16 protein-coding genes are annotated in these 20,082 nt (G+C 70.1%); 9 read left to right on the top strand and 7 right to left on the bottom strand.

The features are described from left to right. Positions 1-23: 23 nt before the first annotated feature. From F563_RS0100610 to F563_RS0100595, 4 genes are all read right to left on the bottom strand, one after another. Positions 24-863, bottom strand: coding sequence for a carbohydrate ABC transporter permease (locus F563_RS0100610; protein WP_019012693.1), 840 nt, complete (start codon positions 861-863; stop codon positions 24-26). Beyond that, a complete protein-coding gene (locus F563_RS0100605; protein ID WP_019012692.1) occupies positions 860-1,750 on the bottom strand; it encodes a carbohydrate ABC transporter permease in 891 nt (296 codons plus the stop codon). The genes F563_RS0100610 and F563_RS0100605 overlap by 4 nt, the downstream gene beginning before the upstream one ends. Continuing rightward, complete coding sequence (locus F563_RS0100600; protein WP_019012691.1) at positions 1,747-3,009, bottom strand: ABC transporter substrate-binding protein; 1,263 nt, start codon at positions 3,007-3,009, stop codon at positions 1,747-1,749. Before F563_RS0100600 ends, F563_RS0100605 begins: the two co-directional genes overlap by 4 nt. 80 nt (positions 3,010-3,089) lie before the next feature. After that, positions 3,090-4,094 (bottom strand): serine hydrolase domain-containing protein, encoded by a 1,005-nt coding sequence (locus F563_RS0100595; RefSeq protein ID WP_019012690.1) that lies wholly within the window; start codon positions 4,092-4,094, stop codon positions 3,090-3,092. A gap of 118 nt (positions 4,095-4,212) precedes the next feature. Between F563_RS0100595 and F563_RS0100590 the strand changes: the two genes are divergently transcribed. The 9 genes from F563_RS0100590 (at position 4,213) to F563_RS0100550 (ending at position 16,003) form a co-directional block, all read left to right on the top strand. Then, complete coding sequence (locus tag F563_RS0100590) at positions 4,213-5,829, top strand: ABC transporter substrate-binding protein (protein ID WP_019012689.1); 1,617 nt, start codon at positions 4,213-4,215, stop codon at positions 5,827-5,829. A gap of 123 nt (positions 5,830-5,952) precedes the next feature. Continuing rightward, positions 5,953-7,569, top strand: a complete 1,617-nt coding sequence (locus tag F563_RS0100585) for an ABC transporter substrate-binding protein (protein ID WP_026299211.1) — start codon at positions 5,953-5,955, stop codon at positions 7,567-7,569. 90 nt (positions 7,570-7,659) lie between these two features. Beyond that, positions 7,660-8,673: an ABC transporter permease gene (locus F563_RS0100580; protein WP_019012687.1), complete on the top strand. Its 1,014-nt coding sequence runs from the start codon at positions 7,660-7,662 to the stop codon at positions 8,671-8,673. Beyond that, positions 8,670-9,599, top strand: a complete 930-nt coding sequence (gene nikC / locus F563_RS0100575) for a nickel transporter permease (protein WP_019012686.1) — start codon at positions 8,670-8,672, stop codon at positions 9,597-9,599. The genes F563_RS0100580 and nikC overlap by 4 nt, the downstream gene beginning before the upstream one ends. Beyond that, positions 9,596-10,435 carry an ABC transporter ATP-binding protein gene (locus F563_RS0100570; RefSeq protein WP_019012685.1) on the top strand — a complete coding sequence of 280 codons (840 nt, stop codon included), beginning with the start codon at positions 9,596-9,598 and terminating at the stop codon, positions 10,433-10,435. Before nikC ends, F563_RS0100570 begins: the two co-directional genes overlap by 4 nt. Beyond that, positions 10,432-11,229 carry an ABC transporter ATP-binding protein gene (locus F563_RS0100565; RefSeq protein WP_019012684.1) on the top strand — a complete coding sequence of 266 codons (798 nt, stop codon included), beginning with the start codon at positions 10,432-10,434 and terminating at the stop codon, positions 11,227-11,229. The genes F563_RS0100570 and F563_RS0100565 overlap by 4 nt, the downstream gene beginning before the upstream one ends. A gap of 47 nt (positions 11,230-11,276) precedes the next feature. Continuing rightward, the gene (locus F563_RS0100560; protein ID WP_019012683.1) at positions 11,277-12,437 is read left to right on the top strand and encodes an acyl-CoA dehydrogenase family protein; all 1,161 of its coding nucleotides are present in this window, start codon (positions 11,277-11,279) and stop codon (positions 12,435-12,437) included. Next, on the top strand, positions 12,434-14,485 hold the full coding sequence (locus F563_RS0100555) for an acetate--CoA ligase family protein (RefSeq protein WP_019012682.1): 2,052 nt from the start codon (positions 12,434-12,436) through the stop codon (positions 14,483-14,485). The genes F563_RS0100560 and F563_RS0100555 overlap by 4 nt, the downstream gene beginning before the upstream one ends. 117 nt (positions 14,486-14,602) lie before the next feature. Continuing rightward, complete coding sequence (locus F563_RS0100550; protein WP_019012681.1) at positions 14,603-16,003, top strand: TIGR03013 family XrtA/PEP-CTERM system glycosyltransferase; 1,401 nt, start codon at positions 14,603-14,605, stop codon at positions 16,001-16,003. Here F563_RS0100550 and F563_RS0100545 read toward each other — a convergent pair whose 3' ends face one another. Genes F563_RS0100545 through thrC form a run of 3 tightly spaced genes read right to left on the bottom strand, consistent with a single transcriptional unit; the run spans position 16,004 to position 20,021 of the window. Continuing rightward, a complete protein-coding gene (locus F563_RS0100545) occupies positions 16,004-17,350 on the bottom strand; it encodes a TldD/PmbA family protein (RefSeq protein ID WP_019012680.1) in 1,347 nt (448 codons plus the stop codon). Further along, positions 17,347-18,618 (bottom strand): M16 family metallopeptidase, encoded by a 1,272-nt coding sequence (locus F563_RS0100540; protein WP_019012679.1) that lies wholly within the window; start codon positions 18,616-18,618, stop codon positions 17,347-17,349. Before F563_RS0100540 ends, F563_RS0100545 begins: the two co-directional genes overlap by 4 nt. Continuing rightward, complete coding sequence (thrC, locus tag F563_RS0100535; protein WP_019012678.1) at positions 18,615-20,021, bottom strand: threonine synthase; 1,407 nt, start codon at positions 20,019-20,021, stop codon at positions 18,615-18,617. Before thrC ends, F563_RS0100540 begins: the two co-directional genes overlap by 4 nt. Positions 20,022-20,082: the final 61 nt, after the last annotated feature.

Here is a 20,082-nt window from a genome sequence, read left to right as displayed (position 1 = left end):
CTGGGTGTGGAGGGCGGCGGAGCCTAGCCCTTCACCGCACCGGCAGTAAGTCCGACGGCGATGCGCCGCTGGAACACCAGCACGAGCACGATCAGCGGCACCGTGACCGTAACCGAGGCTGCCATGATCCGGCCCCACGGCACCTCGAAGGCGCTGGCGCCGCTGATCAGCGCGATCGCGACAGGCACGGTGCGTCTGTCGTCGGTCAGCGTGAAGGTGAGCGCGAACAGGAACTCGTTCCAGGCGGCGATGAAGGCGAGCAGGCCGGTCGTCACCATCGCCGGCGCGAGCAGCGGGAGGAACACGCGCGTCAGCACGGTCCAGGACGAGGCGCCGTCGATCATCGCCGCCTCCTCAAGCTCGACCGGCAGGGCGCGCACGAAGGTGGTCAGCACCCAGACGGTGAAGGGCAGGGTGAAGATCAGGTAGCTGAAGGCGAGTGCCGGCAGGGTGTTGTAGAGCCCGAGCCAGCGCACCAGTTCGAACAGACCGGACAGCACCGCGACCTGCGGGAACATCGACACCCCGAGCACGGTGACCAGCAGCAGCGCGCGGCCGCGGAAGGTCACCCGCCCGAGCGCATGGGCCGCGGTGAGGCCGAGCGCGAGGGACAGCAGCACCGTGCTGGCCGCGACGATCACCGAGTTGAGGATGTTTCGCCCGAAAGGCTGTTCGCGGAACACCTCGACATAGTTGTCCCAGCGCGGGTCCGGCGGGATCAGGGCGGTGTCGAAGATCGCGCTGCCGGATTTCAGCGAGGTGCTGATCGCCCAGACGAACGGAAACAGCGTGTAGAGCAGGACCACCGTAGCAATCGTGTAGAGCGCGGCCTGGCCGAGCCGCCTGCGGGTGCGCCGGCTCATCGTGCCGCCGGTGGTGCGGTGAGGCGCCCAAGCGTGATGAACAGCGCAGTTGCGAGCGCGATCACGGCGAACAGCAGGGTCGAGGCGGCGGAGCCGTAGCCTGCGTCCTGGAAGTCCACCATATGCTGGCGCGCATAGACCGCCATGGTCGCGGTCGCGCTCGCGTTGCCCACCATCACATAGATCAGGTCGAAGATTCGCAGCGCATCGAGCGTGCGGAAGATCACCGCGACCAGCAACGCCGGGCGGATTACCGGCAGGGTGACGACCATGAAGCGGCGGATCGCGCCGGCGCCGTCCACCTGCGCGGCCTCGTGCAGGTCGACCGGCACGGTCTGCAACGCGGCGAGCAGCAGCAGCACCATGAAGGGCGTGGTCTTCCACACATCGACCGCGATCACCGAGGCCATCGCCAGCGTGCGGTCGGCGAGCCAGGCACGCGGCGCCTCGATCACGCCGACGAGCAGCAGCGTCTCGTTGATCACGCCGTACTGGTCGTGGAGCATCCAGGCCCAGAGCTGCGCCGACACCACCGTCGGGATCGCCCAGGGCACCAGCACGGCCGCGCGCAGCAGGCCGCGGCCGCGGATCTGCGCATCCAGCACCAGCGCGATGCCGAGGCCGAGCGCGGTTTCCAGCGCGACCGAGACGGACGCGAACACCAGCGTGTTGCGCACCGCGCGCCACCAGTCGGGGTCCTCGATCAGGAACGCGTAGTTCTCCAACCCGACGAAGCGGTGCGCGCCACCGGCGAGCGAGGCATCGGTGAAGGAGAGCCAGATCGTGCGCGCGAGCGGCCAGCCGGCGACGATCAGCAGCGCCACCAGCAGCGGCAGCAGGAACCAGACGGCGTCGCGTCGCCGCTGCGCCGCAATCGACCGTCTCACCAGCGATCGCCGCGACGCAACCGGGTCAAGGTCCGCTCCAGCCTGGCCAGTGCGGGCCCCGCCTGCATCTGGCCCGACAGCACCGCATGCACGGCATTGTAGAACGCCGCCGAGACCTGGTTGTAGCGCGCGCCGGTGGCATTGGACGGCCGGGCCACCGCGGCCGTGAACACGTCGCGCAACGCGCCGAAGAACGGATTGGCGGCGAGCACCTCGGCATCCTCGTAGAGCGGCGGCAGCGTCGGGTTGAACCCTCCCTCGATCGCGCGCCGCTTCTGCTCCTCGGCCGAGGTGAGGAAGCGCACCAGATCGACCGCCGCCTCCGTGCGCGTCGAGTAGCGCGAGACCGCGAGCATCTCGCCGCCGAGGCCGGCGGTGTGCCGGCCACCGTCGGCCTTGGGCAGCACCGTGACGCCGACCTTCCCGCGCACGGGGCTGTCGGCAGCATTCGCGAGCGGCCAGGCATAGGGCCAGTTGCGCATGAACACGGCATCGCCGGTCTGGAACACGCCGCGCGCCTCCTCCTCGGCGTAGGTGAGCACGCCGCGCGGGGCGACTGTGCCGATCCAGCCGGCCGCGCGCGCGAGCGCCGCCGCGGCGCGCGGATTGTCGACCGTGATCCGCCCATCGGCCTCGACGATGCGGCCGCCGCCGTGGCTGTCGAGCCATTCGAGCGCGTTGACGGTGAGCCCTTCATAGGCGCGCGCCTGGAACACGAAGCCCCACATGCGGTCGCGCCCGGCCGCGCGCTCGGCCTGCATGATCGCCTGTGCGGTCTCCTCGAGTTCGGCCCAGGTGGTCGGCACCGTGCGGCCATGCCGCTCCAGCAGGTCGCGGCGGTAGTAGAGCAGCCCGGCATTGGTGAACCACGGCATCGCGACGAGCCGGCCGTTCACCGTGTTGTTCGCCACGAGGGCGGGGAAGTGCGCCTCCACAATGGTGCGGTCGATGTGGCGCGACAGATCGGCGAGGTGCTCGGCCAGCATGCCGGGCCACACGACATCCACCTGGAACACGTCGATATCGCCCGAGCGTGCGGCGAGAAGTTGCTGGAACAGCGCAAGGCGGTCGGTGGCACTCGGCGGCGTCGAGACGAACGACACCGCGTTGCCGGTGCGCTCGGCCCAGGCGTCTGCGCCCTCGCGGCAGAGCTGCGCCTCGATCCCGACCGAGCCGCAGGCGATGGTGACGGAGGTGCGCGCTTCGGCCGCGCCCCAGGTCAAGGCGGCAAGGGCCGCCGCGAGCAGGCGTGCTGTCATGGATCAGTCCTCCCGGCGGCGATCATAGTCACCGGGACCGACAGCGGAACCGCCGCGGCTTCACGGACCCGTGCGCCGGGTCATTCCGCTGCGTTGACGATGCCCTCCAGGATCGGGCCGAGCGTGAAGCTGTTCACTTCGCGGATCGGCTGCACGGCCGTATCGGCGCGGTGCACCACGACGAGGTCGAGCGATGGCACCACGAACACCACATGCCCGCCCACGCCGCGCGCGGCATAGGCGTCCGCCGGCAGGATCACGTTCGGATACATCACGCCCTGGCGGCACACCCACCACATGTAGCCGTAGGCGCCTTCGTGCCCGGCCTCGCTCACTGGCTGGACGCTGTTGCGCACCCAGGGCGTCGGCACGATCTGGCGGTCGCGCCAGCGGCCCTGCCGCAGCCACAGCAATCCGAACCGGGCGAGGTCCCGCGCGGTCATGGTGAAGGGATAGGCGCGATGCGCCGTCTCGGCGAAGCCGATATGGCCGGCATCGGGCGGATCGGCGGCGAGCGAGAAATCCTCCATGCCCAGGGGGGCTGCGATGCGGCCCGCGAAGGCCTCCGGGATCGTCTCGCCCGTGCACTGCTCGTAGATCGTGCCGAGCGCGTTGAAGTCCCAGTTGTTGTATGTCCAGCGGGTGGTCGGGGCATGCAGGTGGCGCGGCGGCTTGATCCGGCGCATGCGCGCGCTCTCGTAGCCGGTCGGATGCATGATTCCCGAGCGCGCGGTCAGCAGGTCATAGACCGTGGCGGTGCGCTCGATCGCCGAGAGCCTGTCGTGGTCGTCGATGCCGAGGCTCTCGAGGCTGGCGGAGAGGTCGATCTTGCCTTCCTCGACCGCGATCCCGATCAGCGCCGAGAGCAGACTCTTGCGGATCGAGTGGCAGGGCAGTTTGCGCGCGGGCTGGCCGAGGCTCGCGACGATCCGCCCGCCGCGCACCACCAGCAGGGCCGCGCTGCCCGCGGCCTCGGCCCGGGCGAGCGCGCGGGCGAGAGACGGCGCGTCGAACCCGGCGGAGGCGGGATCGGACCAATCGCCCCAACGCGTCTCCGGCCAATCAACATCCCTGATGGTGTCCATCACACCTCCACGCTCATTGCCCCGAACGAAAACCTTGCGGCGGGACATGAAGCTGTGCCGCAATCCGCCGTCGGGCGCCAGACCGGGGCGCCCCATCCCTTCAGGGCGGAGGCTTCTCATGTTGAGAGCGCGAACGATCCTGCTGGCCGCGTCGGCCGCTCTTGCCGTGTCGTGCATGACGGCGGAGGCGCAGACGCGCACGCCGCGCGACGCGCTGGTGATGGCCTGGAATATCGACGCGATCCTGACCATGGACCCCGCGCAGATCGGCGAGGTCGTCACCGACGAGATCGTCAACAATGTCTGCGATCAGCTGATCGCCTTCGAGCCCGACGACTCGAACAAGCTGCTGCCGGGGCTCGCCGAGCGCTGGGACATCAGCGAGGACGGCAAGACCTACACCTTCCATCTCCGCCGAGGATTGAAGCACCCCTCGGGGAACCCGGTGACGGCCGAGGACGCGGCCTGGAGCATCCGCCGGGTGATGTGGCTCGGCTTCGGCAACGCCGCCACGCTCGGGCAATGGGGGCTCGTGGCCGACACGATCGAGGAGCAGGTGCGCGCGCTCGATGAACACACCTTGCAGGTGACCGTGCCGGAGGCGTGGCCGCCGTCGCTGTTCCTCTCGGTGTTCGCCGGGCGGCAGGGAATCGTGCTGGACCGCAAGGCGATCGAGCCGCATTTCGGCACGCGCACCGACGGCAAGCCCGATCACGGCAACGCGTGGCTGCGCAGCAATCTCGCCTGCGTCGGCCCGTATCGGCTGACGCGCTGGACCGCCTCCGACACGGTGATCCTGGAGCGCAACCCAGGCCATTGGCGCGGCGAGCCGCCGATGCGGCGCATCATCATCCGACACATCCCCGAAAGTGCGGCGCAGCGCCTTCTGCTCGAGCGCGGCGATGTCGACATCGCGCGCGACCTCAACGGCGAGGACAGCGCCGGGGTGGATGCGCATGCCAATCTGCGGCTGCTCTCGGCGCTGCGGCAGCAGCTCTGGTACATCACCGCCAACATGGATGACCCGATCGCCGGCAACGCCGATGTGCGCATGGCGCTCCGCTGGCTGATCGACTATCGCGGGCTGGAGCGCACGGTGATGCGCTATGCCGGCCGGGCGTGGAACAGCTTCGCGCCGCAGGGCGCCTTTGGCGCGCTGCCGCCGGAGGAGGGCGTGCCGTTCGGGCTCGATCTCGACAAGGCGCGCGCGCACCTGGCGAAGGCCGGGCATCCCAACGGCTTCACCATCCGGCTGATCCACGGCTCGGGCTTCCCTTACCCCGACATCGTCCAGCACCTCCAGGGCAATGCCGCGAAGGTCGGCATCCGGATCGAGCTCGAACAGATGGCGTATTCGCAGGTGATCAGCCGCACGCGCGACAAGAACTTCGCGCTGGCGATCTCGGCCTGGACGCCCGGCTACGAGGACGCGGACGCGAACGCGATCCGGCACATCTACAATCCCGACCCGCGCCCCGAGGCGAAGCAGACGATGTATCTCTCCTGGCGCGCCGGCTACTACGACCCGTCGATGAACGAGGCGGTGATGGCGGCCCGCCGCGAGCGCGACCCGGAGCAGCGCATTCTGATGTACCACGCGATGCAACGGCGGTTCATGCAGGAGGGGCCGTTCATCTACGCCTTCCAGCAGGTCCGGCTGCTCGCGGTCGGTCCGGCGCTGAAGGACATCAGGCAGAGCGCGCGGCGGGTTGCCTACAACACGGCGGTGAAGTAGTCCCGCATGGGCACGGCGGGCGCCGCGGCAAACGCTTGCGGCTGCCGCGAAGCTGTGCCGCAATCAGCAGCAGGGTGCCGGCGAACGGCGCCAGGGACGCGACCGGAGAGACGGAGACCGATTATGCGAGCCGGCAGGACTGGGCTTCTCGCCGCGACGGCGGCGTTGGCGATGGCGTGGGGCACCGCGGAGGCGCAGACGCGCACGCCGCGCGACGCGCTGGTGATGGCCTGGAACATCGACGCGATCCTGACCATGGACCCCGCGCAGATCGGCGAGGTCGTCACCGACGAGATCGTCAACAACACCTGCGATCCGATGATCTTCCTCAGCCCCGACGACGAGTCGAAGATGGAGCCCGGGCTCGCCGAGCGCTGGGAGGTCAGCGAGGACGGCAAGACCTACACCTTCCATCTCCGCCGCGGGCTGACGCACCCGTCGGGCAATCCGGTGACGGCGCAGGACGCCGCCTGGAGCATCCACCGTGTGCTGCATCTCGGCTTCGGCAATGCGGCCCAGTACACGCAATGGGGGTTGGCGAAGGAGACGGCCGAGCAGCAGGTCCGCGCCCTCGATGATCATACGCTCCAGGTGACGGTGCCGGAGCCCTGGCCGCCCAGCCTGTTCCTCTATGTCTTCACCGGACGTCAGGGCTTCATCCTCGACCGCAAGGCGATCGAGCCGCATATCGGCACGCGCGCCGATGGCACCTCCGACTACGGCAATGGCTGGCTCAAGACCAACACGGCCTGCATCGGACCGTATCGCCTGACGCGCTGGACCGCCTCGGACACGGTGATCCTGGAGCGCAACGCCAATTACTGGCGCGGCGAGGTGCCGTTGCGCCGAGTGATCATCCGCCACGTCGCCGAGAGCGCGGCCCAGCGCCTGCAGCTCGAGCGTGGCGACATCGACATCGCGCGCGACCTCAATGCCGAGGATCTCGCCGCGGTGGATGCGAATCCGAACCTGAAGCTGAACGCGGCCCTGCGCCACCAGCTCTGGTACATCGGCGCCAACATGGAACATCCGATCCTGGGCAACGACGATGTGCGCATGGCCATGCGCTACCTGGTCGACTACCAGGGGCTGGAGCGCACGGTGATGCGCTACTCCGGCAAGGCGTGGAACAGCTTCGCACCCCAGGGCGCGTTCGGCGCCCTGCCGCCGGAGCGCGGACTCGCCTTTCGCCTCGATCTCGACAAGGCGCGCGAGTACCTCGTCAAGGCCGGCCACGCGAACGGCTTCACGGTGAGGCTGATGCACGGCACGGCGTTCCCCTCGCCGGACATCGCGCAGCACTTCCAGGCCAATGCGGCGAAGGTCGGCATCCGGGTCGAGATCGAGCAGATGGCATCGGGCCAGCTCTTCTCGCGCATGCGCGACCGCAACTTCGAGCTTGCCTTCCTCGGCTGGTCGCCGGGCTATCCGGATGCCGACGCGAACGCGTCGCGGCACGTCTTCAACCCCGACAACCGCGCCGAGGCGCGGCAGGGCATGTTCCTGTCCTGGCGGGCGAGCTTCTACCGCGAGTGGTTCAACGACGCGGTGCAGCGGGCGCGGCTGGAGCGCGATCCGGAGCAGCGGAAGCTGATGTACTACGAGATCCAGGAGCGGTTCATGCGCGAGGGGCCGTTCATGTACAACTTCCAGCAGGTGCGCCAGCTCGCCATGCGCAACGAGGTGCGCGAGTTCAAGCACCACGCCTTCAAGGTCTACTACACGACCGCCCGCAAGTAGCGCGGCAGGCGGATCGCCGTGGCAGCAGGCGGCACGGCCGTCGCGTCGGGCGGCGGGGCAGGAGCAGCCGGTCGGGACCGCGCCGACCGGATGCGCCGCCTCGCCGGCGAGGTGTTCCGGCAGGCGAGCGCGGTCGGCATCTCGCTGTTCGGCCTGCTCGCGATCACCTTCTTCATCGGGCGGATGCTGCCGCTCGATCCGGTGATCGCGGTGATCGGCGACGATGCGCCGCAATCGACCTACGACATGGTGTATCGCGAGCTCGGGCTCGACCGGCCGCTTTGGGAACAGTTCGCGATCTATGTGGGCAAGGTGCTTCAGGGCGATTTCGGCGTCGCCCTGAACACCTCGAACCGCGTGGCCGACGACCTCCTTCGCGTGTTCCCGGCGACCGTCGAGCTCGCCACGGTGTCCATCATCATCGGCGTGGGCCTTGGCATCCCGTTCGGGGTGATCGCGGCCGTGCACCGCGGCAAGATGATCGACCACATCGTGCGCGTGGTCGGACTGATCGGCTACTCGGCGCCGAATTTCTGGCTCGGGCTGATGGGGCTCGTGGTGTTCTACGCCATGCTCGGCTGGGTCGGCGGGCCCGGACGCGTGAGCGTGTTCTACATCGACATGATCGAGCCGCGCACCGGCTTCCTGCTGATCGACTCGCTGCTCGAGAACGAGCCGGATGTGTTCTGGAGTGCGGTCGAGCACATCATCCTGCCGGCATCGATCCTCGGCTACTCGTCCACCGCCTATATTGCGCGCATGACGCGCAGCTTCATGCTCGAACAGTTGAGTCAGGAATACGTCATCACCGCCCGCGTGAAGGGGCTCTCGCGCGCGCGTGTGGTCTGGCGGCACGCTTTCCCCAACATCATGGTGCAACTCGTCACCGTGATCGCGCTGGCCTATGCCTTCCTGCTCGAAGGCGCCGTGCTGACCGAGACGGTGTTCGCCTGGCCGGGCTTCGGCCGCTATCTCACGCTCGGCCTGCTCGCCGGCGACATGAACGTCGTGCTCGCCTGCACCCTGATCGTCGGACTCACCTTCATCGTGTTGAACCTGATCTCCGACATCCTCTACCGCCTGCTCGATCCGAGGACGCGATGACCGCCGAGGTCCGGACCGACAGGCCGGCGCATGGTGGCCTGCGCGCCTGGCTGCTGGCCGAGACGGTTACCAGCCCTGCCCAGGCGCGCGCGCAGAAGCTCTATCTCGGCTGGCGGCGCTTTGCCTCGAACCCCCTCGCGCTGATCGGGCTTGGCATCGTCGTCACGCTGATCCTGCTCGCGATCTTCGCCCCCCTGGTCGCGACGCATGATCCGTTCGCGCAGAGCCTCGATCGCCGGTTGCTGCCACCCTCGGGCGCGCACTGGCTCGGCACCGACGAACTCGGCCGCGATATCTGGAGCCGCATCGCCTATGGCGCGCGCATCACGCTGATGATCGTGCTGCTGGTGGCTCTGATCGCCGCGCCGCTCGGCCTCCTGATCGGTACGGTCGCCGGGTATCTCGGCGGCTGGGTCGATGTCGCGCTGATGCGTCTCGTCGACGTGTTCCTGTCCTTCCCCGGGCTGATCCTCGCCCTCGCCTTCGTCGCCGCTCTCGGTTCGGGGCTGGAGAATGCGATCATCGCGATCGCGCTCACCGCCTGGCCACCGATCGCGCGCCTTGCGCGCGCCGAGACGCTGACCGTGCGGCGCGCCGACTACATCGCCGCGGTGCGGCTCGCGGGTGCGTCCGATCTGCGCATCATCGTGCGCCACATCATGCCGATCTGCATCCCCTCGGTGATCATCCGCATCACGCTGAACATGGCCGGCATCATCCTGACGGCGGCGGGCCTCGGCTTCCTCGGCCTCGGCGCGCAGCCGCCCTCGCCGGAATGGGGGGCCATGCTCTCCACCGGGCGCGCCTACATGCTCGGCAGTTGGTGGCTCGCGGCGATGCCCGGCATCGCGATCCTGGTCGTCTCGCTCGGCTTCAACCTGCTGGGCGATGCGCTGCGCGACGTGCTCGATCCCCGCGCGTCATGAGCGAGCCCATCCTCACCGTCGACGGACTCTCCGTGAGCTTCCGCTCGCCGCAGGGTGTCGTGCAGGCCGTGCGCGGGATCAGCTTCACGGTCGGGCGTGAGAAGGTGGGCATTGTCGGCGAGTCAGGCTCGGGCAAGAGCATGACCGGCCGGGCGATCCTCAAGCTCACGCCGCCCTCGGCCGAGGTCTCGGCTCGCGTGCTGCGGTTCCGCGACATCGATCTCGCCGCCGCCGATGAGCGGGCGATGCGCGGCATCCGCGGCGACCGGATCGGCATGATCCTCCAGGATCCGAAATTCGCGCTCAATCCGGTGCAGACCGTCGGCCGCCAGATCGCCGAGGCGTTCCGCATCCACCGCAGTGCGAGCAGTGCGGAGGCGAAGGAGCGCACGCTCGCGATGCTGGAGGCGGTGAAGATCCGCAACCCGCGCCGCGTGTTCGATCTCTATCCGCACGAGGTCTCGGGCGGCATGGGCCAGCGCATCATGATCGCGATGATGCTCATCCCGGAGCCGGATCTGCTGATCGCCGATGAGCCCACGAGCGCCCTCGACGTCACCGTGCGGCTCTCGGTGCTGCGCATCCTCGACGAGCTGGTGAGCGATCGCGGCCTCGGCCTGATCTTCATCAGTCACGATCTGAACCTGGTCGCGACGTTCTGCGACCGCGTGCTGATCATGTATGCCGGCCGCATCGTCGAGAGCCTGCCCGCGGTCGAGCTCCACCGCGCGCAGCATCCCTACACGCGCGGCCTGCTCGACAGCCTGCCGCGCATCAACGAACGCCGCGAGCGCCTGCCGGTGTTGACGCGCGATCCGGCGTGGCTGACCGCATGAGCGCACCCGTCATCTCCGTCCGCGACCTCCGGGTCAGCTTCGGCCGCGGTGCGAGCCTGATCCATGCGGTGGACGGCGTCTCGTTCGAGGTCGCCGAGGGCGAGGTGTTCGGCCTGGTCGGCGAGTCCGGCTGCGGCAAGTCCACCATCCTGCGCGCGATCTCGGGTCTGAACACCGAGTGGACCGGATCGGCCACGATCGCCGGACGTCCGGTGGCGCACCGGCGCGACCCGGCGATGGCGCGCATCGTCCAGATGGTGTTCCAGGACCCCTACGGCTCGCTCCATCCCAAGCACACGGTCGAGACCGCGCTGATGGAGCCGATCCGCATCCACGGGCTCGACAACGGGGCACGCCGGATCGACCGCGTGCTGACCGAGGTCGGCCTCTCGCCCGCCTTCCGCTACCGGTATCCGCACCAGCTCTCGGGCGGGCAGCGCCAGCGTGTGGCGATCGCCCGCGCGCTGATCCTCGAACCGCGGGTACTGCTGCTCGACGAGCCGACCAGCGCGCTCGATGTCTCGGTGCAGGCGGAGATCCTGAACCTGCTCTCCGACATCAAGCGCATGGAGAACCTCACTTATGTCCTGGTGAGCCACGACTTCGGCGTGATCGCCCACATGTGCGACCGTGTGGCGGTGATGAACCACGGCGTGATGCTCGAGGAGCTCACGATCGAGGATCTGATGCGGGGGCGAATGCGGCACGACTACACGCGCGAGCTCTATGAGGCGTCGGCGGGCTATTCGCGCCGGCTCGAGACGCGGGCGGACGAGGCCGACGCCGCGGCGTGACCCATGACGCCTGACCAGACGCGATGCGGGGGACGTGAGCGGAGGCGATGGATTTCGACCTGACGCCGGAACAAAAGGCGTTCCGGGAAAGCGTGCGGCGCTTCGCGGAGCGTCATCTGGCTGCCGGGGCGGTGGCGCGGGCCCATGCCGAGGCGTTCCCCTGGGACGTCGCCGAACTGATGGCGACGAACGGCCTGTTCGGCATCATGCTGGCGGAGGAGGATGGCGGCCAGGGTGGTACGCTGATGGACGCGGTGCTTGCGGCCGAGGAGATCGCGCGCGTCTGCCCCCGCTCGGCCGATGTGCTCCAGGCCGGCAATTTCGGCGCCTTCCGCACCTTCGCCGAGTACGCGACGCCGGCGCAGAAGGAGCGCTGGTTCGCGCCCCTGCTTGCCGGCAAGGCGATCTGCGCGGTCGGCATGACCGAGCCCGAGGCCGGTTCGGCGCTGACCGATCTGCGCACCGCCTGCACGCCCGACGGCAACGGCTATCGGCTGAACGGCGGCAAGGTGTTCACCTCGAACAGCGATGATGCCTCGGTGTTCCTCATCTACTGCCGCTTCGGCCCCGGCACGGAGGGGATCGGCAGCGTGATCCTCGAGCGCGGCATGGACGGCTTCACGCTCGGCGAGAAGCGCCGCTACCTGAACGGCGAGATCTGGCGGCCCCTGCACTTCGACAGCGTGTTCATCCCGCCCGAGCATGTGCTGCTGAAGGAGGGCGGGTTCCGCAAGCAGATCGCGGGGTTCAACGTCGAGCGCGTCGGCAACAGCGCACGCTCGCGCGCGGTCGGCGAGTGCGCGTTCCGGATCGCCAAGGAGCATGCCGAGACGCGCGTGCAGTTCGGCCGCCGGCTGATGGAGTTCCAGGGGCTGCAGTGGAAGTTCGCCGAGATGCGCGTCGCCCTCGATGGCGCCCAACTGCTGCTCTACCGCGCCGCCGCGAACGCAGGACGCGGCCTGCCCGATCCGCAGGAGGTCGCGATCGCCAAGTATGCGTGCAACCAGGCCGGCTGGCTCGCGGTGAACGAGGCGATGCAGGTGATGGGCGGCACGGGCTACTCGGATGACGTGCTGGTCGAGTACTGCCTCCGCAAGTCGCGCGGTTGGATGATCGCCGGCGGCTCGCTGGAGATGATGAGGAACCGCATCGCCGAGGGCGTGTTCGGCCGGTCCTTCCCGCAGCGCCCGCCGCGCGCCGGCGCATGACGCCCCTCGCGCGGGCGCTCTTCGCGCCGCGGCGGATCGCGCTCGTCGGCGCCTCGGCCGACCCTTCGCGCCTGACCGCGCGCGCGCATATCCATCTGCGCCGGCACGGCTTCGACGGCGAGATCCTGCCGATCAACCCGCGCGCGGAGACGATCCTGGGCGACCGTGCCTATCCCTCGCTCGACGAGGCCCCCGGGACGATCGACCATGCCTTCATCCTGCTCGGCGCCGAGCGCGTCGAGGAGGCGGTCGCGGCCTGCGCGCGCCGGCAGGTGCCGGTCGCGATGATCCTCTCCGACGGCTTCGCCGAAGCGGGCGCGGAGGGGGCGGCGCGCCAGCAGCGGGTACTCGCGGCAGCGCGTGCGGGCGGCGTGCGGCTGCTGGGACCGAACTGCATCGGCCTGATCAATGTGCCCGCGCGGACCGCCCTCTCGGTCAATGCGGTCCTCGCGATGGAGCCGCCGCTGCCGGCAGGCCGCACCGCGCTGATCAGCCACTCGGGCAGCCTGATCGGCGCGATTCTGAGCCGCGGCGCCGCGCGCGGCCTCGGCTACTCGGTGCTGGCCGCGACCGGCAACGAGGCCGATCTCGGCGCGGCCGACCTGCTCGCGATGCTCGCCGAGGATGACGGGACCGATGTGATTGCGCTGTTTCTCGAAACGATCCGTGATCCGGACGGCCTACGCGCGGCGGCGTCACGCGCTTTCGACGCGGGCAAGGCGGTGATCGCCTACAAGCTCGGTCGCTCCGCCGCGGGGGCGGCGATGGCGGTCTCGCACACCGGCGCGGTCGCGGGTGCGGATGCGGCTGTGGAGGCGCTGCTGGGCGCGAGCGGGATCGCCAGGCTCGACGATTTCGAGGCGCTGATCGAGGCAGCGCCCCTGTTCGCGAAGGCCCGACCGCTGGGTGCGCCACGCCGTGCCGTGTCCGTGGTGACCACCACGGGCGGCGCGGCGGCGCTGGTGGTCGATCGCCTCGGGCTCGCCGGCATCGAGGCGACCGAGGTGCGCGACATGACGCTCGCCGGCACCCAGCCCGACCGGATCGCCGCGGCGCTCGGCGAGGCGCTGGCCGATCCGCGCTCCGACGCCGCGGTGGCGGTGATCGGCTCCTCCGCGCAGTTCCGCCCCGAGGACAGCGTTGCCGGCGTCCTGCGCGCGGCAGGCGATGCCCCGCGCAAGCCGATCGCCGCTTTCCTCGCCCCCGATGCGCCGGAGAGCGCGCGACGCCTCGCGACCGCCGGCATTGCCTGTTTCCGTACCCCCGAGGCGGCGGCGGATGCGCTGCGCGCGCGGCTGCTGTGGCGCCCGCCGCTGCCGAGGGGCGCGGCAGGCGATGTGGCGGCGGCTCGTGCCGCCCTCGACCCGATCCCCGGTGCGGTCGCCGACGAGTGGCAGGCGCGGGCGGTGTTCGCCGCCCTCGGTGTGCCCACGGGCGAGGCGGTCCTGGTGGCCGATCCGGACGAACTCGCACGCGTAGCGCCGGGGCTGCGGTTTCCGGTCGCCCTCAAGGCCGTCTCGGCCGCGCTGCCGCACAAGACCGAGGCCGGCGCCGTGGCGCTGGGGCTCACCGATGCCGGCGCGGCCGCTGCGGCGATCCGCGACATGCGGGCAAGGCTCGCCGGGGTGGCCATCCGCGGCTTCCTGATCGCGCCGATGGAGCAGGGCGTCGGCGAGGTACTGCTCGGCTTCCGTCGCGATCCGCAGGCAGGCCCGGTGGTCGCTCTGGGTGCCGGCGGCGTGCTGGCGGAGTTGATGCCGCCGCCGGCGATCGCGCCGGCCCCGCTCTCGCCGGACCAGGCGCGCGCGCTTGTGGATGCCGCGCCGCTTCATCACCTGCGCGGAGCCCGGGGACGCGAACGGGGCGACATGCCCGCGCTCGCGGAAGCGGTGCGCGCGTTCTCGCGCCTGGCCGGGCTGGCAGAGGTGACCGAAGCGGAGATCAATCCGCTGCTGGTGCGGCGCGCGGGGCTCGGGGTCGTCGCACTGGACGCCCTGGTGGTGCGGGCGGCGGATGGCGCCGGCTCGTTCAAGGGCGCCGTTTCGTAATGATTCGACGGTCGACAGGGGAGTCCCGCGCACGCTACATGCTCTGATAGATTGCGGATCCGACTTTCCACCCCACCCGAGCATGCCCCTGGCCCGGATCGCGTCGTATCCCCCTCCATGGCAACCCCCCTTGTCCCTGGACTTTCCGCCGGCCTGACGCTGCTCGCGATCGACGTCGTCCTCATCGCCGTCGGTTGGCCCATCATCGCCGGCATCGCGCTGAGTCCGTTGCCCGAGGCGCGCCAGCCGGGACTGATTCCGTTGCTCATGTATCCGCTGGCGTGTCTGCTGTTCCTGTACGCGCTCGGACTCTATCGCCGCGACGCATTGCTGGAGACGCGCAAATCGCTCGGGCGCGTGCCGATCGCGGCGGGCCTTGGCGGGATCGTTGCCTCCGCCGCCGGCTACCTGCTGCCGCCCCCCTTCGCCACCCCCGGAACGGCGACGCTGTTCGCCGCGGCGATCCTCGGTCTCGTGCCGCTCGGCTGGTTCGCGCGCATCATCCTGTTCGCGCTGCTCGAACGCGGCGCATTCCGCCGGCGGCTGATGATCGTCGGCGCCGGCCAGCGCGCCTGGGACATGGTCTGGCTGCTGAAGCGCGAGGGCCGGACGATCGGCTTCGACATCACCTTCGTGCATGACCCGTCGATGAGTGAGGTCGATCCGCGGCTGGCCGAGGACACGGCGAACCGGATCGTTCCGGCCTCCCGTGGCTTCCGCACGATCGCCGAGGAGATCGGCGCTGACCTCATCGTGGTCGCGCCGGACGAGCGGCGCGGCATGCCGATGGAGGCTCTGCTCGCCTGCCGCACGGCCGGGTTCCCGGTGTTCGAGTACCACCGCTTCCTCGAGAAGGAGATCGGCCGGGTCGACGTGAAGCGGCTCGACTATGGCTGGCTGCTCTACTCGGACGGGTTCACCTTCACGGTGGTTGATCTGGTGCTGAAGCGGGCACTCGATATTGCCGCGAGTGCGATCCTGCTGTTCCTGACCGCGCCGTTCCTGGCGGCCGCCGCGCTCGCGGTGAAGCTGCAGGACGGCGGCCCTGTCCTCTACCGGCAGGAGCGGGTGACGCGCGGTGGGCGGGTGTTCCGCATCATGAAACTCCGCACCATGACGCAGAATGCCGAGCGTCACGGCGCGGTCTGGGCCCAGGTGGGTGATCCGCGCGTGACGAAGATCGGCCGCTTCCTGCGCCGGACGAGGCTCGACGAGCTGCCGCAGCTCATCAACATCCTGAAGGGCGACATGTCCTTCGTCGGCCCCCGGCCGGAGCGGCCCGAATTCGTTGCCGAGCTTGCCGCCAAGCTGCCGCTCTACAACGAGCGTCATCTGGTGCTCGCCGGGCTCACCGGTTGGGCTCAGATCAACTACCCCTACGGCGCCTCGCTCGACGATGCGCGCTCCAAGCTCTCCTACGACCTCTACTACGTGAAGAACTTCAGCGTGCTGTTCGACGTGCTGATCATCCTGCAGACCCTGCGCGTCGTGCTCTGGCCCGGCGCCGGCGTGCGCTGATCAGCGGCCCGCCACCGTCAGCCCGTCGATCCGGATCGTCGGCGCATCGGTGCCGCGACGGAACCTGAGATCGTCGGCCGGGACGAGACGGGCGAACATCTCTTTGAGGTTGCCGGCGATGGTGATCTCGCTCACCGGCTCGGCGCGCGCGCCGTCCCGGATCATGAAGCCCGCCGCGCCACGGCTGTAATCGCCGGTGACCATGTTGATCCCCATGCCGATCAGTTCGGTGACGTAGAGCCCCTCGGCGATGTCGGCCATCAACGCCTCGGGCGAGACGCTCCCCGGCGCGAGCCAGAGATTGGTGGTGGTTGGCGCCGGGACCGAGGAGACGCCGCGAGCAGCGTGGCCTGTCGTCGCCATGCCCAGCATCCGCGCGCTGCGGCAATCGAGAATCCAGGTGGTCAGCACACCGTCCTCGATCACCGCGCGCGGGCGGCCCGCGATCCCCTCGGCGTCGAACGGGCGCGAGCGCAGCCCGCGTCGCCGTGTCGGGTCGTCGTGTACGGCGATGCCGGGCGTGAACAGGCGCTGGCCGAGTGCGTCCTTGAGGAAGGTGGTGCCGCGCGCGACGGCGGCGCCGTTGATCGCAGCAGCAAGATGCGAGAGCAGCGAGGCCGCCACGCGCGGGTGGTACACGACGGGCATGGTGGCGGTGCGCGGTCGGCGCGGGTTGAGCCGCGCGACTGCCTGTTCTCCGGCGCGCCGTCCGATCGCGGCCGCGTCCTCCAGATCCTCGGGATGCACGGCGGTGGCGTAATCGTAGTCGCGCTCCATCGCCGTGCCCGACCCCGCAAGCGCGGTCGCCGAGACGCCATGGCTCGTGCGCGCATAGGCGCCGGCGAAGCCGTTCGAGCCGACGATCGTCACGGCGGCGATGCCCCAGTCGGCCGAGGCGCCCTCGCTGTTGGTGACACCCGGCACGGCGAGCGCCGCCTCCTCGGCGGCGGCGGCGCGCGCATCGAGCGTCGCGACATCGGGCTCGCCCGGGGACACGAGATCGAGCGCGGCGAGCCGCGCGGCGAGATCCGTTGCCCCGTCCGGCGCCTCGGCGAGGCCCGCATGCGGATCCTCCGGCACGGCGCGCGCCATCGCCACCGCACGCTCGGCGAGGCGGGCGAAGCCGGCGGGCGAATCGTCGGTGGTGGCGACCACGGCCTGGCGGCGGCCGACGAACACGCGGAGCCCGATGTCGCGACTCTCGGCGCGCTCGACCTGTTCCAGCGCGCCGAGCCTTCGTTGAACCGAGACCGAGCGGCCTTCGGCCAGCATCGCCTCGGCGGCGTCGGCGCCGGCGCGTCGCGCCGCCGCGACCAGATCGGCAAGCCGCTGGGCCGCGTCGCTCACGCCGCGATCCGTTCCGCGATGGCGCCCATCGGCGGCAGCGCGCCGATCGGCCCGATCGCCGCAAGGCTGGGGCGGGCGCGGAACATCCGCCGTGCGACCGCCGCGGTCTGCTCGGCGGTCACGGCGTTGATGCGCGCGACCGTCTCCTCGGTCGGCACCACGCGGCCCCAGGTCGCGATCTGGTGCGCGAGCTGCTCGCAGCGCGCGCTCGTGCTCTCCAGCGCCATCAGCACCGAGGCCTTGAGCTGCGCCTTGGCGCGGCGGAGCTCGTCCTCGGTGACACCGCGCTGCACGGCGGCCAGTTCGGCGGAGACGACAGGCACCAGTTCCTTCACCTGCTCCTCGCCCGTGCCGGCGTAGACGCCGAACAACCCGTCATCGCGATAGGGCTGCACGAACGAGGAGATCGCATAGACGAGGCCGCGCTTCTCGCGCACCTCCTGGAACAGCCGGCTCGACATGCCGCCGCCGAGGAGCGTCGAGAGCAGCATCGCCGCGTGGTAGTCGGGGTCGGTGAACGGTACGGCCGGGAAGCCGAGCACCAGATGCACCTGGTCGAGATCATCCTCCTCGCGCCGCTCGCCGCCCTGGTAGCGCGCCGGCGCCTCCGCCTCGGGCTCACCGGCGGGAAGTGCCGTGAAGTGGCGGCGCGCGAGATCGAGGAAGGCCTCGTGCGTGATCGCGCCAGCCGCCGCGACGACGATGCGCGCCGGCGCGTAGTGGCGGCGCATGAAGCCGATCAGCGCCTCGCGGGGCATCGCGCCGATCGTCGCCTCCGTGCCAAGCGTGGGCAGGCCCATCGGCTGGTCGGGATAGGCAGCCTCCTGGAAACGGTCGAACACGAGGTCGTCGGGCGTGTCGTTCGCCTGCCCGATCTCCTGCAGGATCACGCCGCGCTCGCGTTCGAACTCTTCCGGATCGAACACGGAATGCTGGAGGATGTCGGCGACGATGTCGGTGGCGAGTGCGGCGTCCTCCTTCAGCACCTTGGCGTAGAAGGCGGTGCGTTCGCGGGCGGTGTAGGCGTTCAGGTGCCCGCCCACGTCCTCGATCTCCTCGGCGATCTGCGCGGCGCTGCGGCGTGCGGTGCCCTTGAACGCCATGTGCTCGAGGAAGTGCGAGACGCCGTTTTCTTCCGGTCGCTCATGGCGCGTGCCGGCACTGACATAGGCGCCGAGGCTCACGGTCTCGACGCGCGGCATGTGCTCCGTCACCACCGTCAGCCCCGAGGGCAGGCGGGTGACCTGGATCGCGGGGTCGCTCCTCATGCGGCGTTCCTCAAGGCGGTGCCGCGCACGAGCGCCTCGATCGCGGCGAGGTCGTTGCGGGCGACGGTGAAGCGTTCGGGGCGGTCGAAGAGATCGGCGAGATGCGCCGGCAGGGCAGGGTGGATGCCGGTCGCGCGCTCGACCGCGTCGGGGAACTTGGCCGGATGCGCGGTCGCGACGGCGACGACGGGCACGTCAGCGTCATCAGGCAGGTGCGCGCGTGCCGCCGCGATGCCGATCGCGCTGTGCGGATCGGCGAGATAGCCGGAGGCATCGTGCAGGCGCGCGATCTCGGCGAGCGTGCCCTCATCGTCGAGGCGGAACGGGTGGAACAGCGCCACCGCCTCGCGCCAGGCGAACTCGGGCACCGGCATGCGCCCGCCTTCGCGGAAGGCACGCATGGTCGCGGCGGTCGCGCGCCCGTCGCGGCCGAGCAGGTCGAACAGCAGGCGCTCGAAATTGCTGCTCACCTGGATGTCCATCGACGGCGAGAGCGAGGGCTCGACCGCGGCGAGACTCATGTCGTTGGTGGCGAGAAAGCGGGCGAGGATGTCGTTGCGGTTGGTGCCGACGATCAGCCGCTCGATCGGCAGGCCCATGCGCCGCGCGGCCCAGGCGGCCAGCACGTTGCCGAAATTGCCCGTCGGCACGGCGAAGGCGACCCTGCGCTCCGGCGCGCCGAGCGCGAGCGCGGCCCAGGCATAGTAGGCGATCTGCGCCGCGACCCGCGCCCAGTTGATCGAATTCACCGCCGAGAGCCGCATCTCGTGGCGGAAGGGCGTGTCGGCGAACATCGCCTTCACGAGATCCTGGCAGTCGTCGAACGAGCCCTCGACCGCGATGTTGCCGACATTGCCGCTCGCGACCGTCGTCATCTGCCGCCGCTGCACCTCGCTCACACGCCCGTGCGGGTGCAGGATAACGATCGCGAGCCGGTCGCGGTCGCGGCAGGCCTCGATCGCGGCCGAGCCGGTGTCGCCCGAGGTCGCACCGACGATGGTCACACGCTCCCCGCGCTCGGCCAGCACGTGGTCGAACAGCCGCCCCAGCAGTTGCAGCGCGAAATCCTTGAAGGCGAGAGTCGGGCCGTGGAACAGCTCGAGCGCGAACACCCGGTGCTCAAGCTGAACCAGCGGCGCGACGGCCGCGTGGGCAAACCCCGTATAGGCTTCGCGGCAAAGCCGGGCGAGCGTGGCCTCCGCGATCGCCCCGCCGACGAAGGGGGCGAGGATGCGCGCGGTCAGCTCGGGATAGTCAAGGCCGCGCAGCGCGCGCCACTCGGCGGGGGAGAGCGTGGGCCAGGTCTCGGGCACGTAGAGCCCGCCATCCTCGGCGAGGCCGGCGAGCAGCACGTCAGCGAAGCCGAGGACCGGTGCGGCGCCGCGGGTGGAGATGTAGCGCATGGCCGCCGGACATTAGGGATGGCGGCAGGGGGATGAAAGGGGGCGAGGCGCGGGGCTGCCG

The organism is Elioraea tepidiphila DSM 17972, assembly GCF_000378465.1.
GTDB lineage: Bacteria > Pseudomonadota > Alphaproteobacteria > Acetobacterales > Acetobacteraceae > Elioraea > Elioraea tepidiphila.
Note: the sequence above shows the minus strand (reverse complement) of the source record. Positions and strands in the feature narration are given on the sequence as shown.